A 15,029-nucleotide genomic window follows, 5' to 3' on the forward strand; every position below is an offset into this window, starting at 1 on the left:
TATTGAGCGAACCGTGGCTCGCCGCCGACGCAATCGCAGCCCACCTCGGCGTAACCAAGGAGACTGTCTACACCTGGATCGCCGAACGCTCCATGCCCGCCCACAAGGTCGGCAGGCTCTGGAAGTTCCAGACCAGCGAGGTCGACGCCTGGGTCCGCAGCGGCGGGGCCGCAATCTCGGACGAGGGCGATGGCAGTGGAAGACCCTGAGCAGTGCTGGCGGCCCGGGAAGCCCTCTCGGCCCGGAATACATGCATGAACGTAGAAAGATTGAACTGTGGCGCTGAAAAAATCTGACCTGTACTCCTCACTGTGGAGCAGCGCCGACGAGCTGCGTGGATCGATGGACGCCAGCCAGTACAAGGACTACGTCCTCACACTGCTGTTCGTGAAGTACGTCTCTGACCAGGCGAAGGCCGACAAGTCAGCCCTGATTTACGTCCCCGAAGATGGATCCTTCGATTACTTGATCTCGCTGAAGGGCAAGCCCGACGTCGGCGAGAAGGTCAACATCGCCGTCAGGCGTCTCGCCGAAGAGAACGACCTGCTGGGCGTCATCAACAACGCAAACTTCGACGACCCCGCCAAGCTGGGCTCCGGCAAGGAGCTGCAAGACAAGGTCTCGAACCTGATCGGCATCTTCCAGGACATGGACTTCACCGGCTCCAAAGCCGAAGGGGACGACCTCCTGGGCGACGCCTACGAGTACCTCATGCGGCACTTCGCCACCCAGTCCGGCAAGAGCAAGGGCCAGTTCTACACCCCGGCCGAGGTCTCACGGGTGATGGCGCAGCTACTCCAGATCCCGGCAAACACACCGAAGTCCACCACCGTGTACGACCCGACATGCGGCTCCGGATCGCTGCTGATCAAGGTCGCCGACGCCGCCCCCAACGGCTTGACGATCTACGGCCAGGAGAACGACAACGCCACCTGGGCGCTCGCGCGGATGAACATGATTCTGCACGGCAACGAGACCCACGACCTGCGCCAGGGCAACACGCTGGCGAATCCGAAGTTCACCTACAACGGCAACCTCCAGACATTCGACTACCTCGTGGCCAACCCGCCGTTCTCCCACAAGACCTGGCGCAACGGCTTCGACTTCTCCTTCGGCCGTTTCGACGGATTCGACACCCCGCCGGACAAGAACGGCGATTACGCCTTCCTCCTGCATATGGTCAAGTCGTTGCGGCCGCGAGGCAAGGGTGTCGTCGTCCTCCCGCACGGTGTGCTGTTCCGCGGGAACTCCGAGGCGAAGATCCGCACCGAGCTCATCAAGCGTGGCTACATTAAGGCGATCATCGGTCTGCCGGCGAATCTCTTCTTCGGCACCGGTATCCCCGCCTGCCTGATCGTGCTCGACAAGGAAGACGCCCAGGCGCGCACCGGCATTTTCATGATCGACGCGAGCACGGGCTTCGCCAAGGACGGCCCCAAGAACCGCCTGCGCCCGCGCGACATGCACAAGATCGTCGACGCCTTTACCAGCGGCAAGGAAATCTCCCGTTACTCCCGGATGGTGCCGGTCAGCGAGATTGCGGATCCGAAGAACGACTACAACCTCAACATCCCGCGCTACATCGACTCTTCCGAGCCCGAGGACATCCAGGACCTCCACGCCCACATGCTCGGAGGCATCCCGAACCGCGACCTCGATGCGCTCCAGCCCTACTGGGATGCGTTTCCGTCTCTCCGTAGCGAACTCTTCGTGCCGCTGCGTGATGGCTACTCGGAATCGAAGGTCGAGCCGAGCGATATAAAGTCAACGATCACTGGCTCCAGTGAGTACCAAGCCTTTGACCACGACACAACGAACACGGTCCAGCAGTGGTGGGCAAGCAAGCGCGGCCTGCTCGAGAAGATCGAATCGAACACCAAGCCGAACGACGTCATCCACGACATCTCCGAGGCACTACTGGAGGCGTTCCGGCGGCGACCGCTGATCGACGAATACGGCGTCTACGAGAAGCTCATGAGCTACTGGAACGACGTCATGCACGACGACGTGTCCCTGATCGTCAGCCAAGGCTGGACCCAAGCCGTGCAGCCGCGCGCCGCACGCACCTGGAAGGACAAGAACAACAAGCCCAAGCACGAAGACGCCCACATTGTTACGGGTGCTCGGGCAACCGCGAAGCGGTGGGTCATGGACCTGATCCCGCCAGAGTACGTCATTGCCCGATTCTTCCCGGAAGAGAGGGCCGAGCTCGAGAGACTTGCCGCAGAGCAGGAGGCCTCTAACCAGGCGGTCGAGGCGTATGCGGAGGAACACGCTGTCGAAGAGGGGCTCCTTTGGGAAGCCGTTGAAGACGACAAGATAACCAAGGCCATGGCTACCGCTCGACTCCGCATCGCTAAGCGGGAAGGTGCTGAGGCGGATGAGCTTCAGGCCCTACAGCATGTAATCAAGCTGTACGAATCCGACGCTGCTGCCAAGAATGCGGTCAAGGAAGCGACGGCCGAGCTCGAGGCTCAGGCGCTGGCGCAGTACTCGAAGCTCACGATCGACGACATCCAGACGCTCGTCATCGACGACAAGTGGGGCGGCACGATCCGCGCTCGGATCGGAGCCGAGGTGACTGCGCTCGGCCAAGCGCTGGTTGCTCGCCTCCGGGAATTGGCCAACCGTTACGACCGCACCGCTGGGGAGCTCGACACGGAGGCGGAAAAGCTCGGCGCGAGAGTGGCCGAGCACCTTGCGGCGATGGGGGTCAAAGCATGACCCGGCCGGACGACTGGACGACACACCGGCTTGGAGAATTGTTCGAATTCTCGAACGGCATCAACGCGGACAAGTCGGCCTATGGCCAGGGTACTCCTTTCGTGAATGTCCTCGAAGTCATCACCAGCGAGTCACTGGCCGTAGACGCCATCCCTGGTCGCATCGCGCTGCCCAAGTCGACCCTTGTTCGTTACAGGGTGAACCACGGCGATGTTCTCTTTAACAGGACATCAGAGACACAAGACGAGGTCGGCCTCAGCTCTACATATCTGGGCGACGAACCCGTGGTCTTCGGCGGCTTCGTCTTCCGCGCCCAACCGAAGACGGCGCATCTTGATGTCGGATACTCGAAGTACTGCTTACGAGGAGACGACGTGCGGAGCCAGATCACGGGACGGGGGCAGGGCGGGATACGCGCTAACATCGGTCAGCGGGATCTGAAGTCTGTTGTGGTAGCGCTGCCCGACGTGCCAGAGCAGCGGGTCATCGCCGAGGTTCTCGATGATGCGTCCGCCCTTGTCGACTGTTTGCAGGCTCTGATCGAGAAGAAGCGTGATGTCAAGCAGGGCATGATGCAGGAACTCCTCACCGGCCGCACCCGCCTCCAGGGATTCAGAGACGAATGGCAGGTCCGCACGGTTGGTGAGGTGGCGACTGTGGTGATGGGGCAATCGCCTTCTGGATCGTCATACAACACCAAGGCGCATGGTGTGGTGCTCATACAGGGTAACGCTGATATTGAGAACCGCCGTTCATTTGACCGTGTCTGGACCACGTCTCCGTCGAAAAGAGTTCGTAAGGGCGACGTAGTTCTCACAGTGCGTGCGCCAGTTGGCTTCACGGCGAGGGCACATGCAGATGCATGCCTGGGGCGGGGTGTATGTGGACTGTCGACCACTGATTCGACCGACTTCTTGTTCCATGCATTGGTTGCGGCAGAGGACAAATGGGCCCTTTTTGAGCAAGGAAGTACCTTCACCTCGGTGAACTCCGATCAAGTTCGTGCCTTCGAAATCGATTGGTCAATGGACGTTGTTGAAAGGGATGCCATTGCGGCCGTTCTGAATGATGCAGATGCTGAGATCGCAGCGTTGGAGCGTCGTCTGGAGTCTGCTCGTGCCGTGAAGGTTGGGATGATGCAGGAGCTGTTGACGGGCCGGACCCGCCTGCCGGTGAAGGAGGAGGCATGAGCACGGTCGGTCAGAAGGAGCGCGAGACACAACGCCGGGTCGTCGAGCTCTTCCGGCACAAGCTTGGGTACATCTACGGCGGGAACCTGAAAGACCAGGACAACCGCTGCGTCGATGAAGCCAAGCTCCGCGCTTACCTGCTCGGTCGTGGGTACGACGAGGCTCTGGTCTCTCGAGCGGTACATGAACTCATGACCGCTGCAGCGTTCGGCGGCGGCTCTTCGTTGTACGACCAGAACCGCAAAGTCTATGAGCTGCTCAGATACGGCGCGAAGGTCAAGACCGACGTCGACCAGACCACCCAGTCGGTCCACCTGATCGACTGGACCAATCCGACAAAGAACGACTTCGTCGTGGCCGAAGAAGTCACGGTCAAGGGTCAGCACACGAAGCGACCCGACCTCGTCCTCTATGTGAACGGGATCGCGCTCGGTGTGGTGGAGTTGAAGCGCTCGACGGTGAGCGTCGCCAGCGGTATCCGTCAGAACATCGGCAACCAGCGCCACGACTTCGTCCGCCCGTTCTTCACAACGGTCCAGCTGCTGTTCGCGGGCAACGATGTCGAGGGGCTGCACTACGGGGTGATCGAGACCCCGGAGAAGTACTGGTTGCGGTGGAAGGAGGAAGGCGAGAACGCTGACCTTGACCTGGCGATCGCCCAGATGTGCTCCAAAGAGCGCTTCCTGGAGATCATCCACGACTTCATCGTCTACGACGCAGGCGTGAAGAAGTCCCCGCGACACAACCAGTACTTCGGCGTCAAGGCCTCTCAGGCCCGCATCGCCAAGCGCGAGGGCGGCATCATCTGGCACACACAGGGGTCGGGCAAGAGCCTGACGATGGTGTGGCTGGCCAAGTGGATCCTGGAGACCCAGCATGATGCCCGCGTCCTTGTGATCACCGACCGCACTGAGCTGGACGAGCAGATCGAGGGCGGGTTCTCCGGGGTCGGGGAGAAGATCGTCCGCACCCAGTCGGGCGCGGACATGCTCGCGATGCTCAACACCTCGAACCCGCGGCTCATGTGCTCCCTGGTGCACAAGTTCCGCGGCACCGACGACGAGGTCCGCGACAAGGACGCCGAGGACTTCGCGAAGGAGCTCAAGACGAAGATCCCCGACGGCTTCAGGGCCAAGGGCAACATCTTCGTGTTCGTCGACGAGGCCCACCGCACCCAGAGTGGCAAAATGCACCGCATCATGAAGGACCTGCTGCCGGGCGCGATGTTCGTCGGCTTCACCGGCACGCCGCTGCTGAAGAGTGACAAGAAGACCAGCATCGAGACCTTCGGGTCGTTCATCCACACCTACAAGTTCGACGAGGCCGTCCGCGACGGCGTCGTACTCGATCTGAAGTACGAGGCCCGCAAGGTCGAGCAGGAGCTCCAGGGATCCGCGGCGGTCGACAAGTGGTTCGACGCCAAGACCAGGAACCTCACCGACCTGTCGAAGGCTCGGCTGAAGCAGAAGTGGGGCACGATCCAGAAGGTCTTCTCCTCTGCACCCCGCTCGGCGCAGATTGTCCAGGACATCCTCATGGACATGGAGACCCAGCCACGGTTGATCAGCGGCCGGGGCAACGCCATGTTGGTGAGCGATTCGGTCTATCAGGCCTGCACCTTCTACGAGGCATTCGTGAAGAGCGGCTTCAGGGGCAAGGTCGCGATCGTCACCAGCTACAAGCCCAACCCGACCGCGATCTCCAAGGAAGACGCGGGTGAGGGCGACACGGAAGAGCTCCGCAAGTACGAGATTTACCGGCAGATGCTCGGCGACTACTTCGGCGAGCACCCCGACAAGGCCATCAGCCGGGTCGAAGAGTTCGAGACCGATGCCAAGAAGAAGTTCGTCAACGAGCCCGGCCAGATGCGGCTGCTCATCGTGGTCGACAAACTCCTGACCGGTTTCGACGCGCCGAGTGCGACGTACCTGTACATCGACAAGAGAATGCGCGACCACGGTCTCTTCCAAGCAATCTGCCGCGTCAACCGTCTCGACGGCGACGACAAGACCTACGGGTACATCGTCGACTACCGTGACCTGTTCAAGTCGCTCGACAAGACTGTCACCGACTATACCTCCGAAGCATTCGGGGAGTACGAGGCCGATGACGTCGACGGACTGATCAGCGACCGCAATGAGCAGGACCGCAAAGATCTCGAGGAGGCTCTCGACGCCGTCCGTGCTCTGTGCGAGCCGGTCGCCCCGCCCAAAGGCACGCTCGAATACCAGCACTACTTCGTTGCGTCTACGCCCGGCGATGCCGACCAGATCAAGGACAACGAACCCAAACGCGTCCTGCTTTACAAGTCCGTTGCCACCCTCGTACGCGCCTTCGGAGCCGTCGCCAGCGACATGGAAGCCGCCGGCTACACGGCCGCTGAGATGGCGTCGATCAAGGACGAGGTCGCCCACTACGCCGCCGTCAAGAGCGAGGTCGAGGCCGGAGCCGGCGAGAACATCGACATGAAGCAGTATGAGGCAGGGATGCGCCAACTGCTCGACAACTACATCAATGCCAAACCCGTTGAACAGGTCGCCGACCTGGAGAAGACCCTGGTCCAGCTGATCGTCGAGCGCGGGCCCGACGCGGTCGACACGCTGCCACCTGGAATTAGGGGCAGCAGCGCAGCCACAGCGGAGACGATCATTAACAACGTCCGCAAGACGATCGTCGACGAGCACGCGATGAACCCGCGCTACTACGAGCACATGTCCGAACTCCTCGACGCACTCATCGAGAAGCAGAAGGAAGACGCCGAGGACTACGCAGACTACCTCCGCAAACTCATCGAGCTGACGAAGAAGGTCGGCACCCGGGAGGCAGCAGACGGCAAGGCCTACCCGGAATGGGCGAGCACACCAGCGCGTCGGGCGATCATGGACTTCGGGTGGCGTCCAGAAGATCTGGCTGTCGACCACGAAGCACTGCATCACCGAATCCAAGCGAGCAAGGAGCACGGATGGGCCGACGCCGGTGCCGGCAAGATGAAGGAACGCGCCCTCGCTCGTGAGCTGCGCAAGGAACTCCCAGGCGTCGAAGAGGATTCACTTGCGGAGTTCATCGAACTGTTGAAGAACAACGATGAGTACCGTTAACGCCTACCTCACCGTCGCGGGCCTTGGCGTCGACGTCGTCTACAAAAACATCAAGAACCTGCACATCTCTGTTTACCCGCCGGTGGGCAGGGTGCGGGTCGCCGCACCGCAGCGGACTACTGAAGAAGCTATCCGGCTCGCGGTGGTGCAGCGGCTCTCGTGGATCAAGCGTCAGCGGGAGCAGCTCCAGAATGCAGACAGGCAGACAGAGCGCAGGATGGTCTCGGGAGAGACCCACTTCGTATGGGGGCAGCGGTATCTCCTCGACGTCTCCAAGTCGAGCGGCGCATACGGTGTCGAGATCAAGGGCAATACGCTCTGGGTGATCACTCCATCCGGAACCGACGCCGCCGGGCGGTTCGGCGCACTGGATCGTTGGTACCGGCGTGAGCTGAAGGCCGCCGTACCCGCGCTGCTGGAGAAATGGCAGCCGATCCTCGGGGTCGAGGCTGACAAGTTCGTCGTGCGCCGGATGAAGACCAAGTGGGGCACCTGCGTCACCACGTCACGGACGATCTGGCTCAACCCGGAGTTGGCGAAGAAGGATCCGCGTTGCCTGGAGTACATCGTCGTCCACGAACTCGTGCACCTCTTGGAGCGTGGTCACGGCGAGAAGTTCGTGTCCTTGATGGACCTCGCACTTCCCGACTGGCGGGCACGTCGAGACGAGCTGAACGAAGCCCCGCTCGGGCACGAGGAGTGGGGCGAAGACGAACGGGCGTGATGAAACTGAGCGGCGGCACCGCTAGGGGAGCGCATCTCCGCGAAACAGCGATTTGCGCGCCCGATCCGATGGGTCGACCAAGTTTACGAGTCACACTTCCAACGAGCTATGGGTGATTCACCAAGACGAAGCGGCGTCCTGCCTATGACCGGATAGTCGCCTACTTCACCGCCGGCAGGTTCGAAGCCGTCGAATGCTCCGACCTGCACGCGGCGCGGCGCATGCGCAGACCTGCTTGCTCGAGGCTCACAGGCGAAGCTATTCGAATATATGTTCTATGATTAAGCCGTGATCAAGCGAGGTACTCCTGAGGACTCTGAGCGTATGTTCGCCCGGATCCAAGCGGAAGAGAGGCGACCGATTGATGACCCGGCTCCCATCAGAGAGTTCCCGAAGTATGGCCCGCCCCTGGTCTACGTGAGCGGCATCTATGGCAAAGCTGTGGGCTGGACCCGGAACTATGGCCTGATTGAATGGCTCGACTCATCCGGCAAATACCACGTGGGTTGGGCGCATTCGTCCAGCATCAAGCGGGTGAAACCTGAAGAGTGGAAGGGCGGAGGCGGGCTGTAGCGAGTGGGTGCGGGATTCAATGAACTTTAGGCCGCTAAACATCTGTTGAGCTATCTACCCGCGCGTTCGCGGGTGCTTCCGTGCTAAGCCTGGGGAAACCAGGTTGGCCCAGGGGAGGCGTCGCGAAGGCGGGTATCTTGTCTCGTTATTTGTTCGTACCCCTAGCCGGGTGGCCCGCACATAGGATGAACGGGTGACCGAAGAACCCAAGAAGCTCCGATTCCTGACCATCGAGCAGGCAGCCGAGGAACTCAACGTGTCCCACAGCCAGATCCGGGCACTGCTGAAGACAGGTGAGCTTCGCGCCATTCAGATCGGTGGGCGCGGCCAGTGGCGCATCGGCCGCCAGGACATCGAGGACTACGTCACTGAGGCTTACCGGCGCACCGCGGAACGCATCGCCGCCGGTGAGCTCATAGACGAGGGGGAGCCAGACGGTGAGTAGCCGTTCACTGGTGGGCGTTACCGTCAAAAAATTACGAGCTGGGTCCGTTTGGGTCTGGGCTGGTGACGTTCAGGGGCGGAGGTGCCGACGCCCAAACTGACATAGGAGACCGGTGGCTGTGCAGGATGGACGCCACCGGGGAAGTTAACTGGGACTCGCTTGTGTGTCGACGAAGTTCTTGGACGAGACCCGAGGAAGTGATTCATCTGACCCCTTTTAGGGCAGACGACCCTGCCTGATTATCCTGCTGTTAGCACCTCTCCTGGCCCTGCCCTGCCGCCACCCCGGGATTACCGTGTCCAGCTGGTCTTTCCTGACGGGTTCCAGCCTGCCGGCGCGGTCGTTGATGCGTTGGACGTGCAGCCACACGCCAAGCATTCGTTCTAACGGGTCGTTGGTTTTGTTGTGCCGGGGCCAATTGTTGCCGGCAGCCCGGTACTCTGCGACCTCGGTAAGGCGCTGCGTCCAGCGCGCTTCGTCGTCAGCCTGTTTTGTCGATGGTTTCCGCCAGTTCGGGATCACGTCCAGGGCGTCAGCGTAGGCAGGGGAGAGGGTTCCCTGCGCTGCTTCCTTACGGCGTCGATGCAGCCACACTGCCAGTGCCTTTTCGCGGGCCGAGCGGCTGAAGGTTGGCAACTGGCCTTTGGTCTTGTAGACGGAGAGGATGTCTTCCTGGTTCCGCCGGCCAGCTGCTGTTAGACGCGGGAGTGCGGCGGGAAGCGCCGCCTGATGCTCAGCCCTGATGCGGGGATCCAGCTTGGCGGCAATGGCCAGGTGGTACCTGACCGTGGTTTCAGCGACGCCGGTGACCGCGGCGATTTTCGACGTGGGAATGCCTTGCCGGTACATCAGCACCCACTCAGGATCGGGCGCGGTGCGCTTCGTCTGGGTCATTTGCTTGCCAGTGTCATCACCGCAGGGGGTCGTCCTTGGGCCGTCGAGCCTGCTTCAGCTCAGTAATGCGCAGCCGGAGGAACACGATGACGAGGACCAGGGCGTATACCGCCAGTCCGGCCAGCACGATCGTAAAGACAGCGTACAGAACACCAATAACACCGAAAGCTGGACTTAGATTCACTGGTTCCCCCAATAGTCGTAAGCCCTAGGCTATGCGAACCAGTCCTCGTTTTGTTGGACTGGCGTAGTGCCCTGGAAGGGCCGGGAATTGGCAGAAATTATCGCATGCTCAAAGCGATACGCTTCTACCTGATCCCATGCGGTCCGTGTGGACTCCAACCGTCGAGAAACGGCACAAGGTCTTCATCGCGATAGTCTGCCAAGACGGGAACCTCGACGGGGCGGAGCAGAGGATCGTTGGCGTCGATGTAGTCGCGTGCCCATGCCAGCCAGGCCATCCCGCGATTGACCAGCTCTTCATCCCGTTCTAAGGACACTCGCGCCTCGAGGGCATCCACGTACTTGTGCAGCAAGCCGGTCTCTGCCCATGCGTCAGCCTGTATCTTGAGCTGCTAGGCCTTGTGGTGGTCCTGGATTCGTATGCGGGCGCGCTTCATGGCTGCTTCCCACCGTCGCTGCGTTTCCTCCTCCTTGAGGCGTGCTTTCTCGCGCTTCCACTCGTTTTCCAGATGTTGAATTTCGATCTCGCGAAGTATGGCCGGCAGGGCGGTGTCGAGTTGCTGTCGCTTGCCGTCGCGGAACCGCTCCTGACGCCCGTTGGTTGAGTATTTTTGTGTCAGCTCCAGTTGGAGCCGCCCCGTTGATACGAAATCGGTGTTGCTTACAGTCGTCCAGGACTGGTTGCGGGAGTTGTATTTGGGGATGTATGGCCTTGCGGATCCGCCGTTCGGGGGGAGCTCTTGAGTTTGTCAACCAATTCTGGCCCCACTGTGACGGCTATTTCTGGCCCCACGTCATGAGGCTAGTTCGTAGGGTTGCGGGGCTTGCGATGACGGGAACGGCGGTTTGTCGTGATTTCAGACTCTGATCGATGACGGCAGCAGGAGCAGGACGAGCAGGGGAATCAGGACCAGGCTCGTAACAACGCCCAGCAGCAGTCCGCCGATCACGGTCCCGGTGATGGAGCCCAGCGTCATGGCGACGAGGAACGGCTTGTTCTGTCCCAGGACGGCGAAGCTCTTGTCATTGCTGAAGCGGGCGAACGCGACAAGCATGATGGCGCCGGCAAGGAAGACCAGGGCCAGGGAGTGCGGCGTGCCGGTCCCGGGGTCACCAGAGGCCGGGACGTGCTTTCATACCTGAAAATTATCAGCAGCAAGCCCGTGGAGCGTGACGCGCGGAGGAGCGGCGCTGACATGAGTATGTCAAGCTAATTTGGGACCGCTGTGAAGCTTGAACCAGGACCACCTTGACGGGTGGGGTGGGCTTCCGGGGCAATCCTGGCTGAGGTCCTTGCCATCTTGTTCGTGGTTCTACACTGGGTAGAAGTGCTGATCGGGATGTCGGAAGATGGTTGTCGTGGATGTTGTGTGGATCGGTGGGCTGATGCGGCGCGTCTTAGCGTCTTGCATTTTAGGGGCGTTGGCGTTTGCTCTGGTTTTGCTGCCGGTGTCGCCGGCTGCGGCGCATGACGTGCTTGAGGCTACCGAGCCGGCTGATGGGGCGGCGGTTACCTCGGTTCCTTCCATGGTTCGGTTGACGTTCAGTAACACGCCACTCGCGCTTGGTTCCGAGGTCCTGGTTAAGGTTGAAAGCGGTACGAACCAGGCCGAGGGCCCGGTGTCGATTGTTGATAACCATGTCTCCCAGGCGGTGAAGGCCGGCGCCCCGGCCGGAAGGTACACCGTGATCTGGCGCGTGGTCTCTTCTGATTCCCATCCGATCGAGGGGACGTTCTCGTTCACGGTCGGCCAAGGCACTTCGTCGGTGCCTACGACGCCGGCGCCGAAGCCCCCGGCGACAGCGGAATTTCCCTGGGGCGTGGTGGCTGCCGGGGGTGCCGTGCTGCTGGGCGGGCTGGTTGTCTGGGTCCTGTACGTCCGGCGGCGCCTGTCCGTAAACGATCCCGTGGAAGAGCAGTAGCACATCGGGCGTCGTCACGAACATTCCCATAGGGGGCTCCGGCAACGCGGGAACCGTAGAATTTGTCGTGATGACCGCTTGAGCCCAGACCGGAAAGGACCGCCAATGACGACGCGTGCTTCCTTCCGGCTGCTCCGTACCGGGTTGATCGGTTCCACCATTCTGGGCCTCGCCGCGGGAGGACACCTGGCCGGCGGCGGGAACCTTCCCGAACCTGCCGTCCTCATGGCACTGTGCGCGTTGACGGTGCTGCCCGTCTCGATGCTAACGAAGTTCCGTTTGAGCACGCCCGTCCTGGCCGCGCTGCTCGGCGCAGGACAGCTCTGGCTGCACTGGGCCTTCCACGCTCTCTCCGGCGCGGCGCCTTCAGCCGGCCCGGCCGTGTCCGGCCACGCCCACCACACTCCGGTCCCGGCCGTCGATTCGTTCAGTGCCGCACCACCGGCCCACGTAGCGGCCGGTGACTGGCAGATGTTCGCCGCCCATGCTGTGGCGACCCTCGCCACCGCTGCGGTGCTGGCCCGTGGTGAGCAGGCCCTGTGGGCGCTGGCCGCCTGGTTGCGCCCGCTGGCCCAGCTTCCCGTATCGTGCACCATCGTTCCGGCGCGCGTTCCCGGACCGTGCGTGGCGCCCCTCGTCCTTCCCCGGGACCAGCTGGTCCGGCGCATGCCCGCACGGCGCGGCCCACCGACGATGCTGAACGCCGCCTAAACCCACCGTTACCTTTCCAGAACGGGCAGGGACCCGGCGGCAGACCGCTACCCTCCACCGGCCCGGACGTGTTCCGTGCCCAGGTTCCCAACCGTTCTTTTTGTGAAAGGCATCCCTGCCATGAAGTCTTCTCTCCGCCGTACCCTCAAAACCATATCGGCCGCCACGATGGCCGCCGGGCTGCTCGCCTTCGGCGTGACCGCCGCGTCCGCCCATGTCCATGTTGATCCTGACGACACGGCAGCAGGCGGCTACACCCACCTGACCTTCAACGTGCCCAACGAATCGGCCACGGCCAAGACGAACAAGCTCGAAGTGACCCTCCCGACCGACACCCCTTTCACCTCGGTGTCCGTGAAGCCCGTCGAGGGCTGGACCGCCCAGGTCATCATCGCCGATCTCCCCAAGCCCGTGACCGTTGCCGGAACCACGGTGACCAAGGCCCCCAGCTCCGTCGTTTGGACAGCAGACGCCGCGCACCAGATCGGCCAGAACGAGTACCAGGCCTTCGCCCTCTCCGTCGGCATCCTGCCGGATGCCGGCACCACCGTGACGCTCCCCGCCTCCCAGACCTACACCGACGGCACGATCGTGAAATGGGACGAGAAGACCGTTGAGGGACAGACCGAGCCCGAACACCCTGCGCCCTCGTTCGTCACCACGGCCAAGGACACCGAGACGACCGCCCCGACATCGTCCGCGGCAGCAACCCCTGCGCCGGCGGCAGCGACCGCGTCCGCCGGGGATGGCGGATCCACGGCTGGCTGGTTCGGGCTCGCTGCCGGGCTGATCGGCCTGGCCGCCGGCGTCACCGCACTGGCCCGCACCCGCCCCGCCAAGGGCAACTAACCCTCCACCGGCCACACGCACGACCCGGCCTGTTCCGGACCCACCGGCACGGCCGGTTCCGTGCTGCCCGCATTCCACGGCGACGCGGCCACATTTTGCGCGGCCGTTCCGCACCCAGCCGCGCCCTGTCGCGTGCCCGGAAACTACTTCTTGAAAGACACAAAAACAACTCATGACTCTTCTGACCAAGCCCCCTGCCGGGGCATCACACACTCCACCGCAACCCGATCCGGCCACCCGGCCGGCCGCGGACCGTGGCTGGTTCCGGGCCTTCCTGCTCAGGATCCACTTCTACGCCGGAATCCTGGCCGGACCGTTCCTGCTCATCGCGGCCGTCAGCGGCGGCCTGTATGCGATGGCCCCGCAACTGGAGCAGGCCATGTATTCCAAGGAACTGCACGTTCCCGCCGTGACCGACCCGCTGCCGCTCTCGGCCCAGGTCAAAGCGGCCATGGACCACGCCGGCGGCGCGGCCCCGGTCACCGTCCGGCCAGCCCCCGGACCGGAAGACACCACACGGGTGCTGTTCGCCGACCCGTCCCTGGGCGAATCCCAATACCGGACACTGTTCGTTGACCCGGGCACGGCGGAAATACGCGGGGACCTTCCCACCTACGGCAGCAGCGGTGCACTGCCGCTGCGGACCTGGATCTCCAACCTCCACCGCTCCCTGAACCTGGGCGAACCCGGCCGCATCTACAGCGAGCTCGCAGCATCCTGGCTCTGGGTCATCGCCCTGGGCGGCCTGCTGCTGTGGATCGAGAGGATCCGCCGGAAGGGCACCACCACCAAGAACACCGCCGCGAAACCGCGCCCGGCCACGGGCCGCGCCCGGACCGTGTGGCTGCACGGCACCACCGGAACCATCCTGTTCGCGGCCTTCATGTTCCTCTCCGCTACCGGTCTCACTTGGTCAGAGAACGCCGGCGCCAACGTCAGCACCCTGCGCACCGCCTTCGACTGGACCACCCCGACCCTGAAGACGTCCCTGACAGGCCCCGCTTCCGCCGCGGCAGGAGACCACTCCGGCCACTCATCCACCGCCGCCCCGGCCCAGGCACCGGCCCCGGATCCGGCCATGTTCGACACGGTGACAAGGATCGCCCGCGCCGACATCATTACCGCACCGATGATCGACATCAAACCCCCGACCAAACCCGGCACAGCATGGTCGGTCACCGAAACCGGCCGGGAATGGCCCGCCTCGGCCAGCGCCGTCGCCATCGACCCGGCCACGGGCCAGATCACCAACCGCCTCGATTTCGATGACTTCAACCTCGCAGCCAAGCTCACCCGCTGGGGTATCGCCGCGCACATGGGGATGCTGTTCGGCCTGCCGAACCAGCTCGTCCTGCTCGGAATCGCCGCGGGCCTGGCCGCCATGGTCATCTGGGGTTACGTGATGTGGTGGAAGCGCCGTCCCACCCGCGGCAGCGCCCGGGCCTTCGGCCGCCCGGCACCGCGGGGCGCCTTCCTGCGCGGGCACTGGGCAGGTGTCCTGACTGCGGTCACCGTAATGGTCGCCGTCGGGCTTTTCCTGCCGTTGCTGGGCTACAGCCTGCTGGCCTTCATCGTCCTGGACACGCTCGTGGACGCGGTCAAGCGCCGCCAACGCCGCCCATCAGAGACGACAGCGCCCGGGACATAGACCGGTCCCCGGTCCCGGCACAGGGATAGCCACCGAGCATTCGGCATGGGAGCCCCGGACAGCAAGC

14 protein-coding genes are annotated in these 15,029 nt (G+C 62.9%); 11 read left to right on the forward strand and 3 right to left on the reverse strand.

The window, feature by feature from the left end; translation table 11 throughout:
- The first annotated feature begins 2 nt into the window (after positions 1-2).
- The 7 genes from ACSQ12_RS08940 (at position 3) to ACSQ12_RS08970 (ending at position 8,754) form a co-directional block, all read left to right on the forward strand.
- Positions 3-209, forward strand: coding sequence for a helix-turn-helix domain-containing protein (locus ACSQ12_RS08940; RefSeq protein ID WP_377953475.1), 207 nt, complete (start codon positions 3-5; stop codon positions 207-209).
- A 67-nt stretch (positions 210-276) separates the two neighbouring features.
- Positions 277-2,724 carry an N-6 DNA methylase gene (locus ACSQ12_RS08945; protein ID WP_436065090.1) on the forward strand — a complete coding sequence of 816 codons (2,448 nt, stop codon included), beginning with the start codon at positions 277-279 and terminating at the stop codon, positions 2,722-2,724.
- Complete coding sequence (locus ACSQ12_RS08950) at positions 2,721-3,914, forward strand: restriction endonuclease subunit S (RefSeq protein WP_436065091.1); 1,194 nt, start codon at positions 2,721-2,723, stop codon at positions 3,912-3,914. Before ACSQ12_RS08945 ends, ACSQ12_RS08950 begins: the two co-directional genes overlap by 4 nt.
- Positions 3,911-7,012, forward strand: coding sequence for a type I restriction endonuclease subunit R (locus ACSQ12_RS08955; protein ID WP_436065092.1), 3,102 nt, complete (start codon positions 3,911-3,913; stop codon positions 7,010-7,012). The genes ACSQ12_RS08950 and ACSQ12_RS08955 overlap by 4 nt, the downstream gene beginning before the upstream one ends.
- Positions 6,999-7,736 (forward strand): M48 family metallopeptidase, encoded by a 738-nt coding sequence (locus tag ACSQ12_RS08960; RefSeq protein WP_436065093.1) that lies wholly within the window; start codon positions 6,999-7,001, stop codon positions 7,734-7,736. Before ACSQ12_RS08955 ends, ACSQ12_RS08960 begins: the two co-directional genes overlap by 14 nt.
- Before the next feature lie 288 nt (positions 7,737-8,024).
- Complete coding sequence (locus ACSQ12_RS08965) at positions 8,025-8,309, forward strand: hypothetical protein (protein WP_436065094.1); 285 nt, start codon at positions 8,025-8,027, stop codon at positions 8,307-8,309.
- A 193-nt stretch (positions 8,310-8,502) separates the two neighbouring features.
- On the forward strand, positions 8,503-8,754 hold the full coding sequence (locus ACSQ12_RS08970; protein WP_436065095.1) for a helix-turn-helix domain-containing protein: 252 nt from the start codon (positions 8,503-8,505) through the stop codon (positions 8,752-8,754).
- Positions 8,755-8,970: 216 nt separating this feature from the next.
- Here ACSQ12_RS08970 and ACSQ12_RS08975 read toward each other — a convergent pair whose 3' ends face one another.
- The 3 genes from ACSQ12_RS08975 to ACSQ12_RS08985 all read right to left on the reverse strand — a co-directional run bounded on the left by ACSQ12_RS08975 (position 8,971) and on the right by ACSQ12_RS08985 (position 10,886).
- On the reverse strand, positions 8,971-9,648 hold the full coding sequence (locus ACSQ12_RS08975; protein WP_436065096.1) for a helicase associated domain-containing protein: 678 nt from the start codon (positions 9,646-9,648) through the stop codon (positions 8,971-8,973).
- Positions 9,649-9,664: 16 nt separating this feature from the next.
- A complete protein-coding gene (locus tag ACSQ12_RS08980; RefSeq protein ID WP_436065097.1) occupies positions 9,665-9,832 on the reverse strand; it encodes a hypothetical protein in 168 nt (55 codons plus the stop codon).
- An 856-nt stretch (positions 9,833-10,688) separates the two neighbouring features.
- Complete coding sequence (locus ACSQ12_RS08985) at positions 10,689-10,886, reverse strand: hypothetical protein (protein ID WP_436065098.1); 198 nt, start codon at positions 10,884-10,886, stop codon at positions 10,689-10,691.
- Between the two features lie 331 nt (positions 10,887-11,217).
- Here ACSQ12_RS08985 and ACSQ12_RS08990 point away from each other — a divergent pair, with 331 nt between their 5' ends.
- The 4 genes from ACSQ12_RS08990 to ACSQ12_RS09005 all read left to right on the forward strand — a co-directional run bounded on the left by ACSQ12_RS08990 (position 11,218) and on the right by ACSQ12_RS09005 (position 14,962).
- Positions 11,218-11,754: a copper resistance CopC family protein gene (locus tag ACSQ12_RS08990; protein WP_436066964.1), complete on the forward strand. Its 537-nt coding sequence runs from the start codon at positions 11,218-11,220 to the stop codon at positions 11,752-11,754.
- 105 nt (positions 11,755-11,859) lie between these two features.
- Complete coding sequence (locus tag ACSQ12_RS08995; protein WP_436065099.1) at positions 11,860-12,465, forward strand: hypothetical protein; 606 nt, start codon at positions 11,860-11,862, stop codon at positions 12,463-12,465.
- A 120-nt stretch (positions 12,466-12,585) separates the two neighbouring features.
- The gene (locus ACSQ12_RS09000) at positions 12,586-13,314 is read left to right on the forward strand and encodes a YcnI family copper-binding membrane protein (protein WP_436065100.1); all 729 of its coding nucleotides are present in this window, start codon (positions 12,586-12,588) and stop codon (positions 13,312-13,314) included.
- Between the two features lie 172 nt (positions 13,315-13,486).
- A complete protein-coding gene (locus tag ACSQ12_RS09005) occupies positions 13,487-14,962 on the forward strand; it encodes a PepSY-associated TM helix domain-containing protein (RefSeq protein ID WP_436065101.1) in 1,476 nt (491 codons plus the stop codon).
- Positions 14,963-15,029 lie beyond the last annotated feature (67 nt).

Source organism: Arthrobacter sp. LjRoot14 (assembly GCF_964253905.1).
Lineage (GTDB): Bacteria > Actinomycetota > Actinomycetes > Actinomycetales > Micrococcaceae > Arthrobacter.

Coding starts and splice junctions, on each gene's coding strand:
- ACSQ12_RS08985 (WP_436065098.1), bottom strand. CDS start 10,886: ATGCTTGTCGCGTTCGCCCGCTTCAGCAATGACAAGAGCTTCGCCGTC.
- ACSQ12_RS09000 (WP_436065100.1), top strand. CDS start 12,586: ATGAAGTCTTCTCTCCGCCGTACCCTCAAAACCATATCGGCCGCCACG.
- ACSQ12_RS08955 (WP_436065092.1), top strand. CDS start 3,911: ATGAGCACGGTCGGTCAGAAGGAGCGCGAGACACAACGCCGGGTCGTC.
- ACSQ12_RS08975 (WP_436065096.1), bottom strand. CDS start 9,648: ATGACCCAGACGAAGCGCACCGCGCCCGATCCTGAGTGGGTGCTGATG.
- ACSQ12_RS09005 (WP_436065101.1), top strand. CDS start 13,487: ATGACTCTTCTGACCAAGCCCCCTGCCGGGGCATCACACACTCCACCG.
- ACSQ12_RS08990 (WP_436066964.1), top strand. CDS start 11,218: ATGCGGCGCGTCTTAGCGTCTTGCATTTTAGGGGCGTTGGCGTTTGCT.
- ACSQ12_RS08950 (WP_436065091.1), top strand. CDS start 2,721: ATGACCCGGCCGGACGACTGGACGACACACCGGCTTGGAGAATTGTTC.
- ACSQ12_RS08960 (WP_436065093.1), top strand. CDS start 6,999: ATGAGTACCGTTAACGCCTACCTCACCGTCGCGGGCCTTGGCGTCGAC.
- ACSQ12_RS08995 (WP_436065099.1), top strand. CDS start 11,860: ATGACGACGCGTGCTTCCTTCCGGCTGCTCCGTACCGGGTTGATCGGT.